The sequence below is a fragment of the Stenotrophomonas sp. 86428_Sma genome (assembly GCF_056481585.1).
Map to the genome: position 1 here is coordinate 2,998,394 of NZ_CM151156.1, position 13,603 is coordinate 3,011,996.

The following is a 13,603-nucleotide window of genomic DNA, read 5'->3' on the forward strand; positions in this document are numbered from 1 at the left end:
CCATTAAGGTCCCGTGATAGTGCCGACCGCTGGCCGGCAATTCGAGATTCCCTACGAAATCCGCTTCTCCAACCGCCGCATCACCGCCAGCACCAGCACGCACAGCACGCTCACCCCGATGGCAATCACGTACTTGCCGATGCCCACGGCGATGCCGATGGCCGCCGCCATGATCAGCGAGCTTGCCGTGGTCAGGCCGCTGACCTGATCCTCGCGTGACCCACGCAGAATGGTGCCGGCGGCAACGAAGCCGACGCAGGCGACCACGGCTTCGATCAGGCGCACCGGGTCGACCTGCAGCAGGTCGCGGTAACGCTCCTGCTGGAAATGCTCTGCCACTGAATCGCCGAGTCCAACAATCAGCGCAGCAGCGCCGGCAATCAGCATGTGGGTGCGCAGGCCCGCAGCGTGCTTGCCCATCTCGCGCTCGACACCGAGCACGCCGCCGAACAGCATTGCTGCGGCCACGCGCAGCAGGATCGAGACATCCTGGGTGAGTTCCATGGGCAGGCTCCGGGCGTTTCCCGGAGCGTTGCTCGGCAGCCGTGGGATGGCGGTGAAGACGATGGCACGCCCTCTTCACCGCATGCTTCACCGCATGCGCTCATCCACGCATGGCCTGGATCTACTGGCCATCGCCATGCGTAACCTTCACGCACTCGATCATTGCGCCAGATAACCACCATCGATCGCATAGTATGTGCCGGTCGCGAACGAGGCGTCGTCGCTGGCCAGCCAGGCAACCAGCGCCGCCACTTCCTCGGCGGTGCCCAGCCGCTTCAACGCGTGGCGGCCTTCCAGCGTGGCGCGCACCTTGGGGTCCATCTTCTCCAGCAGTGGTGTGCTGATGAAGCCCGGGCCGACCGCGTTGACACGGATGCCGTCGGCCGCATGCTCCCAGGCGGCGGTCTGGGTCAGCCCGACCACGCCGTGCTTGGCCGCCACGTACGCGGTGGAACCGGCATAGCCCACCTGGCCCAGGATCGAGGCCATGTTGATGATGCTGCCACCGGTTCCGGCCGTGCGCATCGCCTGGATCTGCGCACGCTGGCACAGGAACACACTGGTGAGGTTGACGTCGATTACCCGCTGCCAGCCATCGATCGGATAGTCACCGCTGCTTGCGGCCGGCCCGCCGATACCGGCGTTGTTGACTGCCACATGCAGGCCGTCGAGTTCCTTGATCGTGCGCTGCACCGCCGCCTCCACGGCCGCGTCGTCTGTAACGTCCAGCGCAATGCCGATGGCCTGTGCACCGGCACTGCGCAGCTGCGTCACGGTGGCATCGACTGCATCCTGCTTCAGGTCCCAGACCGAAATACGGGCACCGGATGCGGCCAGCGTCTGCGCCACGGCCAGGCCGATACCGGACACGCCGCCGGTCACGATCGCGGTCTTGCCGGTGAGCTGGTAGTCAATCATCTGCGTTCTCCATCAGTGGGGGTATCGATGTGACCTGCAATGGCCAACCGCCCCACCCTACGCGCCCGCTCGTGATGGCCCGGCCGACATCGCGTCTACGGGTGATCGTTCCAGCCATGAAACCTCAACTCAAGTTGATGTATGGAATTGCGTACGGATATGCATGCAAAACGCTGGCGTATGTTCGGCGGCATTTTCACTTTGGCCGTAATCGTCAATCGTTTTGACCATATTGAAATCAAAAGCGCGCGAATCAAGGCGACAATGGGAAACGTTTCCAGTTTCTTCGACACATTCCATTCAACCTGGTGTTCCCCCACCATCCAGCGTGCCCACGCCCCTGCTTCCCAGCATGTCTGCACGGGTAACGACGGGATCTGCATCTGCATTGCAGAGCGCGTGGGCGAGGTAATGCCAGCGTCCACCTCCAAAGCACGTGCCGAGCGATGTCCCGATATTTCACTTTTGCTGATTACCGCCGCTTCGGCCACCGCCATGGCTTCGATTACCGCGCCGACCCGGAACACCTGCGTGACGACCAGTGGGCCGGCCATGGCGAGGTCAACGAGCAGTTCCTGCGCGGCGGCATGAGCCTGATTGCCTCCGACGTCCATAATCGCTTCCCTTATGTCGCCACCGCCCAGCAGAGTCCCGGCCTGGCCATCCGCGTGATGCTGCAGGGCCAGGTCGATGTGCGCATTCCGCGACGTGGTGGTTTCACCCTGCGTGCTGGTACGGCGATGACCGCGCACCACCGCGAACAGGTTGAGATGACCGGTACGCATCCTGGCGAAACGCGCATGCGCGGCGTCAGCGTGATGGTGCCCGGCCAGATCGATCCGGACCTGTTCCAGCTGCCACAGTTGGAGACCGCGCTCAACACCCACCTGGAATGCCGCCACTGGGCCATTCCGCATACCCTGCTGCCGGTGCTGGGCCAGCTGTTCGAAAGCCCATGGGAGGACGGCATCGACGCGTTGTGGCGCGAAGGCGTCGCACTGCAGCTGCTGGCCGTTGGGCTGAAGGCCGAGGATCTGCAGACCGACCATGTACGAACGCTGCGGGCTGGCCAGCGCGAGCGCCTGGAGCGCGTGCGTGCCTACCTGCATGACGATCCCAGCCACGCCCATAGTCTGATCGAACTGGCCCAGCTGGCCTGCATGAGCCCAAGCTCGCTTCGCCGTCATTTCGCCCAGCAGTACGGCTGCTCGGTGTTCGACTACCTGCACGAACAACGCATGCGCCACGCCGAGCAGGGCCTGCGCGAAGACGGCTGGACTGTCGAGCAGGCTGCGGCCGCCAGTGGCTACCGTCACCCCAGCAACTTCGCGGCTGCGTTCCGCAAGCGTTTCGGCCTGGTACCCAGCCGCTGGCGCACCGGCCCATCGAAAGTGGGCTGAAGGCCTCGGTAGGTGTCGACCTTGGTCGACACGCTTTGGCACCATCGCGGATGCCGGCCAGCGGCCGGCACAACCGCAACCGCCTGAATCGACCTGCCATGGCTCCGCTCTGGTAGGTGTCGACCTTGGTCGACACGCTCTCACACCATCCCAGATGCCGGCAAGCGGCCGGCACGATCGCGGCCGCCTGAATCGACCTTCCATGGCTCCGCTCTGGTAGGTGTCGACCTTGGTCGACACGCTCTCACACCATCACGGATGCCGGCCAGCGGCCGGCACGATCGCGCACCGCCGGGTATCGCGCACCCGGCGCACCTCATCAACCTCAATACACCGGCAGATCGATGTAACTGGCCTGCGCCGCGCTGTGCCAGACCCGCTGCGTGGCCTTCTGGTAATCGCCGGGCTTGGCCAGGTAGACGTTCGGCACGTAGGTCTGCGGGTTGCGGTCATACAGCGGGAACAGACTGGACTGCACCTGCACCATCACCCGGTGCCCCTTCTGGAAAGTGTGGTTGGCGTTGGGCAGGTCGAAGCGGTACGGCAGCACCTCGTTGGCGGTCAGCGGCTTCGGATCGCTGAAGCTCTCGCGATAGCGACCACGGAAGATCGCCAGCGACACCGGCAGCTCGTAACCGCCCATCTCCGGCGTCGACGCTTCCTGGTCCGGATACACGTCGATCAGCTTCACCACCCAGTCGCTGTCGGTGCCACTGGTCGACGCCTGCAGGTGCACCACCGGTGCGCCGCCGATGCGCAGCGGCGCGGTCAGCGGCTCGGTGATGAAGGTCAGCACGTCCGGGCGGCCATCAACGAAACGCTGATCCTTGACCAGCCAGGTGGTCCACATGTCGCGGTCACCGAAACGGACCGGGCGCGGCACGAACGGCACCGGCTTGGCCGGGTCGGACACGTATTCCTCGAAGTCGCCCTCGCCCGCCGCCGGTGCCTGGAACGCCAGCTTGCCGCCAGCACGCAGGTACAGCGGCTTGCTGCTGGCAGCACAACCCTTGTCGCAGCTGCGTGGCCAGCCCTTCAGGCGATCCCAGTGGTTCTCGCCGGTGTTGTAGATCAGCACCGGCGGCGTATCCGCCTTCGGCGCACCGTCCACCAGGTACTGGTCAAAGAACGGCTTGAGCACATCACGGCGGAACTGCAGCGCGGTATCACCATCGAACTTCAGCGCGCCCAGCTCGCTGCCACTGTAGTTCACCTGGCTGTGCCGCCACGGCCCCATCACCAGATAGTTGCGATTGTTGCCGCTGTCGCGCCCTTCCATTGCCTGGTAGGCGTGGTTGGCACCCCACATGTCCTCCTGATCCCACAGACCCTGCAGCCACATGGTCGGCACCTTCAATGGCGTCTTCGCCATCACCGCGTCCAGCGCCTGGCCCTGCCAGAAGCCGTCATAGGCCGGGTGCTCCACCAGTTTCTTCCACCAGGTCAGCTGATCCACGCCGGTGAAACGCGCGTAGTCGCCAGCCGAACCGATACGCAGGAAGGTGCTGTAGTCATCGTAGCCGAGGCTGGGCAGCGGCGTGCCCTTGCCGCGCTTCTCGGTCTGCATCGCGAAGTAGTTGAAATTGACCTGGCGGAACGCGCCGTAGTTGAGCCAGTCGTCGCCCATCCAGCCATCCACCATCGGGCTCTGCGGCGCGGCCACCTTCAGCGCCGGGTGCGGGTCGGTCAGCGCCATCACCACGGTGAAGCCCTCGTACGACGAGCCGAGCATACCGACCTTGCCGTTGCTCTCCGGCACGTTCTTCACCAGCCAGTCGATGGTGTCCCAGGCGTCGGTGGAGTGGTCCACCTTGGTGTTGTTCAACGGTCCGCGCAGCGGCCGGGTCATCACGTAATCGCCCTCGGAGCCGTACTTGCCGCGGATGTCCTGGAATACGCGGATGTAACCGCCATCGACAAATACCTCGTCGCCCTGCGGCAGCAGGTCGCGCATGCGCGGCGAATCACTGCGGCTGGCGCGACCGGCAGCATCGTAAGGCGTGCGGGTGAGCAGGATCGGGGCATTGCGCGCACCCTTGGGCACCACGATCACCGTATACAGCTTGGTGCCATCGCGCATCGGCACCATCACCACGCGCTTGTCGTAGTCACGACCGACATCAGGGGCAACGAAAGGCTTGCCGCTGATATCCGGGGTCATCGGCGGGGTTTCGGCGGCCAGCACGGTGCTGGACAGGCAAAGGGCAATGGCTACAGCGACGGCACGCACACGCATGGACAACCCCTCCCGGCAGGAAAGCCTCAAGCCTACTCCTGCCTCGTGCCGTGAAGTGTGTGCGTGCTTTGCATTCTGCGGTGGATGCAGGCAGGACTGATGGCACATGTGCGACCAGCTGCTGCGCTCGTCGGCAACCGGTAGTGCCGGCCGCTGGCCGGCAACTTCATCCACCTCGGGCACGGTACGCGGTTGCCGGCCAGCGGCCGGCACTACCGATCAGGCTGCCGTTACCTCATGCAGCGCCAGCCAGCGCCAACGCCCCTCTTCCTGCCGCAGCACCGCCAGCGATTCCCGCCATACGGGCTCGCCGCCATCGATCGCATGCCCTTCGCGATAGCGCAGCACCGCCAGCGGTGAAGGTGCTTCCACCGCCTGCAGTGCGTCGATGGAAATCTGCAGCCCTGGACGCGCGCCATGACCACCCGCGAACAGTGCCTGCACGGCCTTCCGGTCCAGCCTGCGACCCGCGATGCCGACCATGCTGAAGTCCGCGCAGAAATGCGCCATCAGGTCCTCCAGCGCGTCGGTGCCGGCGTCGGCGCGGAACCAGGCCTGCAGCTTGTCGTGCAGGCGGTGGACTTCGTGTTCTGCGGTGGTATCCATCAGGTGTTCTCCGGTTGTGAAAGGGTGAGCAACTGCGGCCGGCGCAGCAGCGCCATCGGCAACAGTGTCAGTACGGCGGCCAGACCCAGCGCCACGCCGGTGGCGCGGGCCGGCAGCCACTGCATGGCCAAGGCCAGCAGCAGCGCGATGGCCGCGGTGCCCAGGCAGAAGCTGAGCTGGCGATTGAGGTTCCAGAGCGCACTGGCATCGCCCAATGCTTTGCCCTCGACCCCATGGAAGGCCAGCGTCTGCGCCGTGCTGCTGCACAGGCTGCCGCCGGCGCCCATCAAGGCAAACAGCAATGCGGCAATGACAAAGACCGGGTGTGGCAGCAGCGCCATCAACAACAGGCCGCAGGCCTGCAGGAGCATGCCCGCACGCAGCACCGAGGCTGGTCCGAAGCGAGCCAGCAGGCGCTTGCTGGCCGTGATCGCAATGGCCGAGGCCAGCGCCCACGGCAGCATCAGCGCGCCGATGCGCGCGGCACTATAGCCGGCCTGGTGCAACTGCAGGGTACTGACCAGCTGGCTGCCGATGAACACACCGGGTACGGCCAGGTAGATCAGCATCGCCAGGCGCAGCCCGCGATGGGACAGCAGCGACCAGCGCAGCAGGGGCTGCGCCTGCTGCCGTGCATGCCGCAGGTGGGCCGCCGCCAGCAGCAGTGCAATCAACAGCAGTACGGCACCGGCGGTCCGATGGCCGGGTTCGCCCAGCCAGGTCAAAGCCAGCAGCAGCGCGCCCAGCGCCAGCATCGCGGTGGACAGCGCATAGGCCTGCAGGCGTGGCGCACTACGCGCGCCGTCGGCCGGCATCCACGCCAGCACCAGTCCAATCGCCACCACGGCCAGCGGCAGGCTGGCCCAGAGCACGCCGCGCCAGGACAACCACTGCACCAGCAGCCCGCCGAGCGCAGGCGCCAGTGCCGGCACCAGCAGCGCCACCAGCAGGATGCGGCGGGTCAGCGCGCCACGCTGGTCCGGCGTGCACTGTCGGTACGCTGCCGCCTGTGCCACCGGAATCAGCAGGCCACCGGCCAGGCCCTGCAGCAGGCGCCAGCCCAACAGCCAGGCGATACCCGGTGCTGCGCCGGCCAGCGCAGCGGCAGCCGCGAACAACAGCAACGCCACCAGCAGCAGGCGACGCTCACCACAGCGCGCGGCCAGCCAGGGCGCCAGCGGAATCACCACGCTCAGGCCCAGCATGTAGGCGGTGCCCACCCAGGCCAGGGTGCTGATATCGGCGTGCATCTCCGCTGCCAATGCCGGATAGGCCACCGTGGCGATGAACATGTTGACCAGATCCAGGGCGAACACCAGCAGGAAGATCGCCTCATGGCGCAGGCGGGGGGACGGCATCGGCGGCGCTCCAGCAGGGAAGCGGCCAGCATGCCGTGCGGGCCTTGTTGGAAAAACACGACAGCAACTGCAACACTGTCAAATCTACTTTGACAATGAATTGCCATGGTCAGCCTCGATCGCTTCGATATCTTCCGCGCCGTGGTCGAGGCCGGCAGCCTGACCGCAGCAGCCGATCGGCTCGGCCTCAGCCGCGCGGTGGTCAGCTTCAACCTGAAGCGGCTGGAGCAGGAGCTCGGCGTGACCCTGCTGTCGCGCAGTACCCGCCACCTGGCCCTGACCGAGGCCGGCGAACAGTTCCTGCAGCACTGCGTGCAGGCGTTGGACGCCGCACAGGCAGCGATCGATGCCGCCCGCCGCGACCAGCACCAGCTTCAGGGCGTGCTGCGCCTGACCACCACGCCGGAGTACGCCCAGCTACGCTTGATTCCTGCGTTGGAGGCGTTCCGTGCGCGGCACCCGGCGCTGCAGCTGCACCTGTCGACCTCACCGGCACCGGCCGACCTGATTCCCGAGCGCTTCGACCTGGCGATCCGCCTCGGCCGCCTGCCGGATTCAGGGCTGCATGCCAGCGAGCTGGAACGCCATCCACTGTGCGCGGTGGCGGCTCCGTCCCTGCTGGCACGCCTGCCCTCTGCCGATGCGGCCAATGACCCGGCCCAGCTGGGCACCCTGCCCCGCCTCGGCTACCCGCGCCTGGCCGACGTGCCGGTGGTCGCGCCCGACGGCAGCGACGCCTTGTTTGCCACCAACCCGGGCAATGCAGTGGTGCGCGTGGATGGTGCCAGCAGCCTGCGCGGCTTCGCCGTGGCCGGCGCCGGGGTCACCGTGCTGCCACGTTGGCTGATCGAGGACGACCTGGCCCAGGACCGCCTGCGCCCGGTGCTGCGCCAGCACCGTTTCCCGCAGCAGAGCGTATACGCGGTCTACCCGCACAGCACGCAGCCCTCACCGAAGGTGCGGCAGCTGATCGATTTCCTGCGCGGGTGGTTTGTCACCTGAAAAAAGGGGACGGAGGGGATTAAGTCGTTTATGCATAAACGACTTAATCCCCTCCGTCCCCTTTTTGCATGGCCCCTTGCGGGGCCATGCCTTCAGGCATCAGCGCAGCACCTGCTCCACCAGCTGCACATCCACCGTCTGCAGCGGCTCGGCAGCGTTGCGCGACAGCTGCACCTGGTAGGTGCCGCCATCGATCTTCCACTGGCGGGCCTGCGCATCGTAGTGAGCCAGCGTCTTCGGCTCGGCTTCGATGCGGATGCGGCGCTGTTCGCCCGGCTGCAGGGTCACCTTGTCGTAGCCGATCAGGCGGATCGGCGTGGTGCTGCCAGCCGGCAACTTCAGGTACAGCTGGGCCACGTCGGCACCGGCGCGCTTGCCGGTGTTGCGGATGTCGACGCTGGCGACCAGGCGCGATCCTTCCACGCTCACCTTCAGATTCTCGTAGGCGAACGAGGTGTAGGACAGGCCGTGGCCGAAGGCGAAGGTCGGGGTCAGGCCCTTGGCCGCCATCCACTTGTAGCCGACGTTGGCGCCTTCGATATCGAAATCGAACACATCGCCGAACGGCTTGGCCGGCTTGAAGCCGAGGCCGTCGATGTGCGGGCGCGGCAGCTGCGATTCATCCACTACCCAGGTCACCGGCAGGCGCCCGGACGGATTGACCTGGCCGGTCAGCAGTGCGGCAATGCCTTCGCCACCGCGGATACCCGGGTACCAGGCCTGCAGCATCGCCGGCACCTGCGCCAGCCACGGCGTGCGCACCGGGCCGTTGGTTTCCAGCACCAGCACGGTCTTCGGGTTGGCCTTGGCCACCGCCGAGATCAGCGCGTCCTGATTGTCCGGCAGCTGCATGTCCGGCAGGTCCACCGATTCGGCCGCCCACTGGGTGGCGAACACGATGGCCACGTCAGCCTGTGCGGCGGCCTTGGCCGCAGCGGCTGCATTGGTGCCATCCACATACTCGAAAGTTGCATCCGGACGTGCCGCACGCAGCGATTCCAGCGGCGAGGACGGGTGGAAGATCACCGGGCCCGGCCAGGTGGTCGGCAGCACGCCCGGCACCGCGTTGGTGCCCTTGGCGGTCACGCCCACCATCGACGAACCACCACCACCGATCACGCCCTTGTCGGCGTGGCCACCGATGATAACGATGCGCTTCACGCTGTCGGCCAGCGGCAGCAGGTTGCCTTCATTGCGCAGCAGCACGCTGCCTTCTTCCACCGTGCGCTGGGCGACGGCGAAGCCAGCCTCGGCATCGACCTTCTGGTGCTGCGGCGGGTTGTCGAAGTTGCCGTGCAGGAACATCGTGCGCAGGATGCGCGCCACCATGTCGTTCAGGCGCTCCATCGGCACCACGCCACCGTGCACGGCCAGGCGCAGCGGCTCATCGAAGAACACCGCTGCGTCGAACACTTCACCGGCCGACTGCTGGTCCAGGCCGGCCAGCGCCGCCTTCGAGCCACTGTGCACGCCGCCCCAATCGGACATCACGAAACCGGGGAACTTCCATTCCTGCTTCAGCACCTGGTTCATCAGGTAGCCGTTCTCGCAGCCGTAGGTGCCGTTGATCTTGTTGTACGAGCACATCGCCACGCCCGGGCGGCCGGCGTCCAGCGCGATCTCGAAGGCCAGCAGGTCGGACTCGTGCATGGCCTGTTCGCCGATGTGCACGTCGTGGAAGTTGCGGCGGGTCTCCATGTCGTTCAGCGCGAAGTGCTTCATCGAGGAGATCACGTGCTGGCTCTGCACGCCCTGGATCAGCGCGCCGACCATCGAACCGGCCAGCAGCGGGTCTTCGCCGGCGTATTCGAAATTGCGGCCGTTGCGCGGGTCGCGCTGCAGGTTGACGCTGCCCGACAGCAGGATGTTGAAGCGCTGTTGCCAGGCCTCGCGGCCCATCGTCGCGCCACCGGCAAAGGCAACCTGCGGGTTCCAGCTCGATGCGGTGGACGGGCCCGACGGCATCGCCGTGGCGAAGTCGCCCGGACGGATGCCACCCGGATTGGTCACGCCGACGCCGGCATCAGCCGACTGCTGCGACGGAATGCCCAGGCGCGCCACGCCCGGCACGAAACCGGCCGAGCCGACCGCACCTTCCGGCAGCGGACCACCATCCTTGCCCAGCCCGAAGTAGCTGTGCAGCATCTGGAACTTCTCATCCTCGGTCATCGCCTTCAGCAGCAGCGCAGCGCGCGCATCGGCGTTGAGGGTGGTGTCCATCCACGGCCTGTCGCCATGCGTGTCGGCGGCGTAGGCCAGGGTCAGCAGCGTGGCACGCAGCGTGCTGCCTTCCACCTTGAACGGTGCACTGCTGGCGGCCTGGAAGCCGTCGCTGAAATAGCTGGCATCCGCTTCCAGCGCCACACGCGCCGGATCAAAGGCTGCAGCCTTGGCCGATTCACCGGCCACCGCGCCAAGCAGCACCGCCGGTGCGCCCAGCCGCGAGCGCGTGACCAGCGCCGGCAGCTGTGCGGCACCTGCGCCGGCATCGGTGTAGACCGCCACGGTGTGGCGGCCGTCGTCCAGGCGCAGGTAGTTCAGGCCCGGCTGGTCCGGACCGGATTCGGCAGCGATCGGCAACCGGGTCAGCACAGCCTGGCCGCGCTGGGTCTGGCCATCGTCCTTGCCCGCAGCAATGAAGCGGTACTCGTAGCCCAGGCCGTCGGCCAGCACCTGCAGCGGATCGACCTGGCCGATGCCGCGCTGCACCTGGCGCACGCTCACCGCGTCCACCTTCAGGCTCTTCAGCTGGGCGGCCAGGGCCGGCATCGCCTCGGCGGTCGGCGCCTGTTCCAGGGTCAACACGGTGAACGCCGCAGGATCGGCCCAGGCCGGGGCGGCCAGTGCGGCTGACAGGGCCAGGGACAGTGCAAGCGGCTTTGTAAACGTTTTCATCGGCAGGCGTAATTCCGTTGCCAAGGCAATCGGTCCAGGGAAAGTGCCGCCGAAGGGTGCAGCGTTCATGCCGCGCAGGGGTTGCCAGGCAACGTCCCCGCAGGCCGAAGGACGGGCTGGTCTGCGCCTGGGACCCTCCTCCCGGCGTGACAACCTGCCTGTCCGGGCCGCGCAGGGCGACCCAATCATGTGAAGATTGTGCGAGGGCGTTCACACCTGTCAACAGGACCTAAGTCACAGGCCGACCCCAGCCACTGGTTATCAGGCCATCACCGGCGGTCATCAGCGCGCCGCGCGAGGCTGCTGATAATGGAGATCCCTGGCCACGAATCGAGCCCATGACCGTACACCGCGACTTCGATCATCTCTGGCGCGACCGCTGTGATACCTCCAGCCAGCGCGCGCCGCGCGTGCTGATCCGGGTGTTCGTGGCCCCCGGTGAGCTGGAGCGCAGCGTGGCGTTCTACGAGCAGTTGCAGGGCGTGGTGGCCGATGCCGGGTTCCCGTTTCCGGAGGCCGGCCTGCGCCTGGCGATGGTCGGCGCGTTCCTGTTGATCGAGGGCAGCGAGGCGGCGCTGGCGCCGTTCACTTCGACCACGGGGACGCTGCTGGTCGATGACGTTCGGCCCTATCACGACAAGCTGGTGGCGGCTGGCGCTGAAATCATCTTCCCGCTGCAGGTGGTACCGACCGGGGCGGCGTTCAATGCGGTGCATCCCGATGGCACCGTGGTCGAGTACGTGCATCACCGGCCGGATCCGCACGGGCGATGAGGTGACGGCCGGGCTGTGCCCGGCACCCGCGGTAGTGCCGGCCGCTGGCCGGCAACCTCAGAAGCAACAGCCGAAGCAACAGCGGGCTTCCTGTGGGGTGGCGGGGTGGGTCCGGTTGCGGGGGACGGCGCAAGTACGTCCATGTAGCCTCGATCGCGCCATCCATGGCGCTCACGCCCCCGCAACCGGACCCACCCCGCCTTGGACAATTCGCCGCAATCTGCAGTAGATCCACGCCATGCGTGGATGTTCTTCGATCAATCGTCGAATCAATCGATTTCGATGGAGATTCATCCACGCATGGCGTGGATCTACAATTCCTCCATGTCCTCTCCCGCCCTGCCCTGGAATGGCACGCTGCTGCTGGATGCTCACGTGGCCGTGCTGCAGGGCCACGCCGGTGGCAGCGATACGCACGCGCACTACGCCCATCAACTGTTGCTGAGCGACGGCGCGCTCTGGCAGGTCGAGGTTGATGGGGTGCGGCAGCAGGGCCAACGGCTGTGGCTGCCGTCATTCCAGCCGCACGCAATCCTGTCGGCGCCGGAAGCGGGCTGTACGGTGTTCCTCGAACCGGCGCATGCCGATCCCGAACAGATCCAGCAGCACCTGCACGCGCTGCCGGGCAACGCGCTGGCGCTGCACGACTGGCTGCCACGGCTGAGCCGCCCGCAACCGCTGGACCGCCGCGTGCAAGCCGCGCTGTCCCGTATCGCCCAGCACCTGCCCGGGCCGGTGCCAGCCGCCGATATCGCCGAGGCGGCACATCTGTCGACCAGCCAGCTGCATCGACGCTTCCAGTCCGATCTGGCGGTGACCCTGCGCGGCTGGGTGCTGTGGCAACGGCTGCGCAGCGCACTGATGCATCATCTGCGCGGGCACAGCCTGACCGACAGCGCGCACGCGGCCGGATTCGCTGACCTGGCCCATCTGTCGCGCAGCCTGCGCCGCATGTTCGGCATCGGTGCCGCGCAGCTGCAGGGCCTGCAGCTGCGCGCGGCCTGACACGCCCCATCATCCGCGCCTGCGCAGGCCTTCCGGCAGCTCCGGCACCTCGCCATGCGGCAGTTCGCGGAACGGCGCCAGCAGCTGTCCGGGATAATCGCGCGGATAGTCCGGCTGGCTGCCGATGCCGAGGTCGCGTTGCTGCAGCCGATAGCCGCGCGCATCGAAGGCGGTCCCCAGCAGGTGATCCCAGACAGTCAGGAACAGGCCGAAGTTGACGTCGCCGGCGGTGCCGTAACGCATGTGGTGGAAGCGGTGCAGCGGCGCCCAGGCCATCACCCGGCCCAGCACGCCGGGACGCATGTCCACGTTGGAATGCTGCAGCAGCAGCTGGATGGCAATGGCGAACGCCAACACCGCGGCTACCGGCATCGGCAGGCCCAACAGCAGCAGCGGCAGCACGCCGCCCACCGCTTCGGCCGCCTGGTGCAGCGGGTGTTTCATCAGACCGTTGAAGCCATACATGCGGGTCACGCTGTGATGCACCGCATGCAGCCGCCACAGCCAGCCGATGCGATGGCTGGCGTAGTGCACCAGGGTGATGCCGAGATCGGCGCAGATGACGGCCAGCAGCACCTGCAGCGCGAATGGCCACTGCAGCGGCCAGGCCTGCCACGGAATGATGGCTGCCAGCAGTGGCACCGCCGCGATCGACAGCAGGTTCAGGCTCTCGTTGACCAGCGCATGCAGGGTGTCACGCAGGCTGTCGCCGTGATCGTGGTTGAACGCGGGGTCATACGGCCAAGCACGTTCGGCAGCGAACGAGACCGCGATGGCAACCGCCAGCAAGGCCAGCAGCCATAGTGGGTCGCCGTGGAGGTGGCCGATCCAGGCGACGGCGGCGGCAACGAAACCCAGCAGGAACAACGGGGCATACAGGCGGAGCATCCAGTGCTTCATGGGCAA

Annotated in this window: 12 protein-coding genes; 4 read left to right on the plus strand and 8 right to left on the minus strand. The window is 66.7% G+C overall.

Features of this window, described 5'->3' with window-relative positions; genetic code table 11:
* Positions 1 to 51: 51 nt before the first annotated feature.
* From ACZK3J_RS13735 to ACZK3J_RS13745, 3 genes are all read right to left on the minus strand, one after another.
* On the minus strand, positions 52 to 504 hold the full coding sequence (locus tag ACZK3J_RS13735) for an MgtC/SapB family protein (protein ID WP_005410036.1): 453 nt from the start codon (positions 502 to 504) through the stop codon (positions 52 to 54).
* Between the two features lie 159 nt (positions 505 to 663).
* Positions 664 to 1,422 carry an SDR family NAD(P)-dependent oxidoreductase gene (locus tag ACZK3J_RS13740; RefSeq protein ID WP_049398446.1) on the minus strand — a complete coding sequence of 253 codons (759 nt, stop codon included), beginning with the start codon at positions 1,420 to 1,422 and terminating at the stop codon, positions 664 to 666.
* Positions 1,423 to 1,517: 95 nt separating this feature from the next.
* Entirely contained in the window at positions 1,518 to 1,811 is a 294-nt protein-coding gene (locus tag ACZK3J_RS13745) for a hypothetical protein (RefSeq protein ID WP_125894599.1), read from the minus strand.
* Positions 1,812 to 1,868: 57 nt separating this feature from the next.
* Between ACZK3J_RS13745 and ACZK3J_RS13750 the strand changes: the two genes are divergently transcribed.
* Positions 1,869 to 2,822: a helix-turn-helix transcriptional regulator gene (locus ACZK3J_RS13750; RefSeq protein WP_049463096.1), complete on the plus strand. Its 954-nt coding sequence runs from the start codon at positions 1,869 to 1,871 to the stop codon at positions 2,820 to 2,822.
* A 325-nt stretch (positions 2,823 to 3,147) separates the two neighbouring features.
* Here the strand turns inward: ACZK3J_RS13750 and ACZK3J_RS13755 are convergent, their stop codons facing one another.
* From ACZK3J_RS13755 to ACZK3J_RS13765, 3 genes are all read right to left on the minus strand, one after another.
* A complete protein-coding gene (locus tag ACZK3J_RS13755; RefSeq protein WP_049463097.1) occupies positions 3,148 to 5,058 on the minus strand; it encodes a CocE/NonD family hydrolase in 1,911 nt (636 codons plus the stop codon).
* Between the two features lie 219 nt (positions 5,059 to 5,277).
* The gene (locus ACZK3J_RS13760) at positions 5,278 to 5,664 is read right to left on the minus strand and encodes a DUF4440 domain-containing protein (RefSeq protein WP_049463098.1); all 387 of its coding nucleotides are present in this window, start codon (positions 5,662 to 5,664) and stop codon (positions 5,278 to 5,280) included.
* Positions 5,664 to 7,022, minus strand: coding sequence for an MFS transporter (locus tag ACZK3J_RS13765; RefSeq protein WP_049463099.1), 1,359 nt, complete (start codon positions 7,020 to 7,022; stop codon positions 5,664 to 5,666). The genes ACZK3J_RS13760 and ACZK3J_RS13765 overlap by 1 nt, the downstream gene beginning before the upstream one ends.
* 105 nt (positions 7,023 to 7,127) lie before the next feature.
* On the opposite strand from ACZK3J_RS13765, the gene ACZK3J_RS13770 reads away from it, so the two are divergent.
* Positions 7,128 to 8,024, plus strand: coding sequence for a LysR family transcriptional regulator (locus tag ACZK3J_RS13770; RefSeq protein WP_049463100.1), 897 nt, complete (start codon positions 7,128 to 7,130; stop codon positions 8,022 to 8,024).
* A gap of 99 nt (positions 8,025 to 8,123) precedes the next feature.
* Here the strand turns inward: ACZK3J_RS13770 and ACZK3J_RS13775 are convergent, their stop codons facing one another.
* Entirely contained in the window at positions 8,124 to 10,919 is a 2,796-nt protein-coding gene (locus ACZK3J_RS13775; RefSeq protein ID WP_478475963.1) for a beta-glucosidase, read from the minus strand.
* 338 nt (positions 10,920 to 11,257) lie between these two features.
* On the opposite strand from ACZK3J_RS13775, the gene ACZK3J_RS13780 reads away from it, so the two are divergent.
* Positions 11,258 to 11,692 (plus strand): VOC family protein, encoded by a 435-nt coding sequence (locus tag ACZK3J_RS13780; RefSeq protein ID WP_021204492.1) that lies wholly within the window; start codon positions 11,258 to 11,260, stop codon positions 11,690 to 11,692.
* Positions 11,693 to 11,992: 300 nt separating this feature from the next.
* Positions 11,993 to 12,697, plus strand: a complete 705-nt coding sequence (locus tag ACZK3J_RS13785) for a helix-turn-helix domain-containing protein (RefSeq protein WP_478475964.1) — start codon at positions 11,993 to 11,995, stop codon at positions 12,695 to 12,697.
* A gap of 9 nt (positions 12,698 to 12,706) precedes the next feature.
* Here the strand turns inward: ACZK3J_RS13785 and ACZK3J_RS13790 are convergent, their stop codons facing one another.
* Complete coding sequence (locus ACZK3J_RS13790) at positions 12,707 to 13,597, minus strand: sterol desaturase family protein (RefSeq protein ID WP_478475965.1); 891 nt, start codon at positions 13,595 to 13,597, stop codon at positions 12,707 to 12,709.
* Positions 13,598 to 13,603: the final 6 nt, after the last annotated feature.

Coding starts and splice junctions, on each gene's coding strand:
- ACZK3J_RS13735 (WP_005410036.1), bottom strand. CDS start 504: ATGGAACTCACCCAGGATGTCTCGATCCTGCTGCGCGTGGCCGCAGCA.
- ACZK3J_RS13740 (WP_049398446.1), bottom strand. CDS start 1,422: ATGATTGACTACCAGCTCACCGGCAAGACCGCGATCGTGACCGGCGGC.
- ACZK3J_RS13745 (WP_125894599.1), bottom strand. CDS start 1,811: ATGCAGATGCAGATCCCGTCGTTACCCGTGCAGACATGCTGGGAAGCA.
- ACZK3J_RS13750 (WP_049463096.1), top strand. CDS start 1,869: ATGTCCCGATATTTCACTTTTGCTGATTACCGCCGCTTCGGCCACCGC.
- ACZK3J_RS13755 (WP_049463097.1), bottom strand. CDS start 5,058: ATGCGTGTGCGTGCCGTCGCTGTAGCCATTGCCCTTTGCCTGTCCAGC.
- ACZK3J_RS13760 (WP_049463098.1), bottom strand. CDS start 5,664: ATGGATACCACCGCAGAACACGAAGTCCACCGCCTGCACGACAAGCTG.
- ACZK3J_RS13765 (WP_049463099.1), bottom strand. CDS start 7,022: ATGCCGTCCCCCCGCCTGCGCCATGAGGCGATCTTCCTGCTGGTGTTC.
- ACZK3J_RS13770 (WP_049463100.1), top strand. CDS start 7,128: ATGGTCAGCCTCGATCGCTTCGATATCTTCCGCGCCGTGGTCGAGGCC.
- ACZK3J_RS13775 (WP_478475963.1), bottom strand. CDS start 10,919: ATGAAAACGTTTACAAAGCCGCTTGCACTGTCCCTGGCCCTGTCAGCC.
- ACZK3J_RS13780 (WP_021204492.1), top strand. CDS start 11,258: ATGACCGTACACCGCGACTTCGATCATCTCTGGCGCGACCGCTGTGAT.
- ACZK3J_RS13785 (WP_478475964.1), top strand. CDS start 11,993: ATGGCGTGGATCTACAATTCCTCCATGTCCTCTCCCGCCCTGCCCTGG.
- ACZK3J_RS13790 (WP_478475965.1), bottom strand. CDS start 13,597: ATGAAGCACTGGATGCTCCGCCTGTATGCCCCGTTGTTCCTGCTGGGT.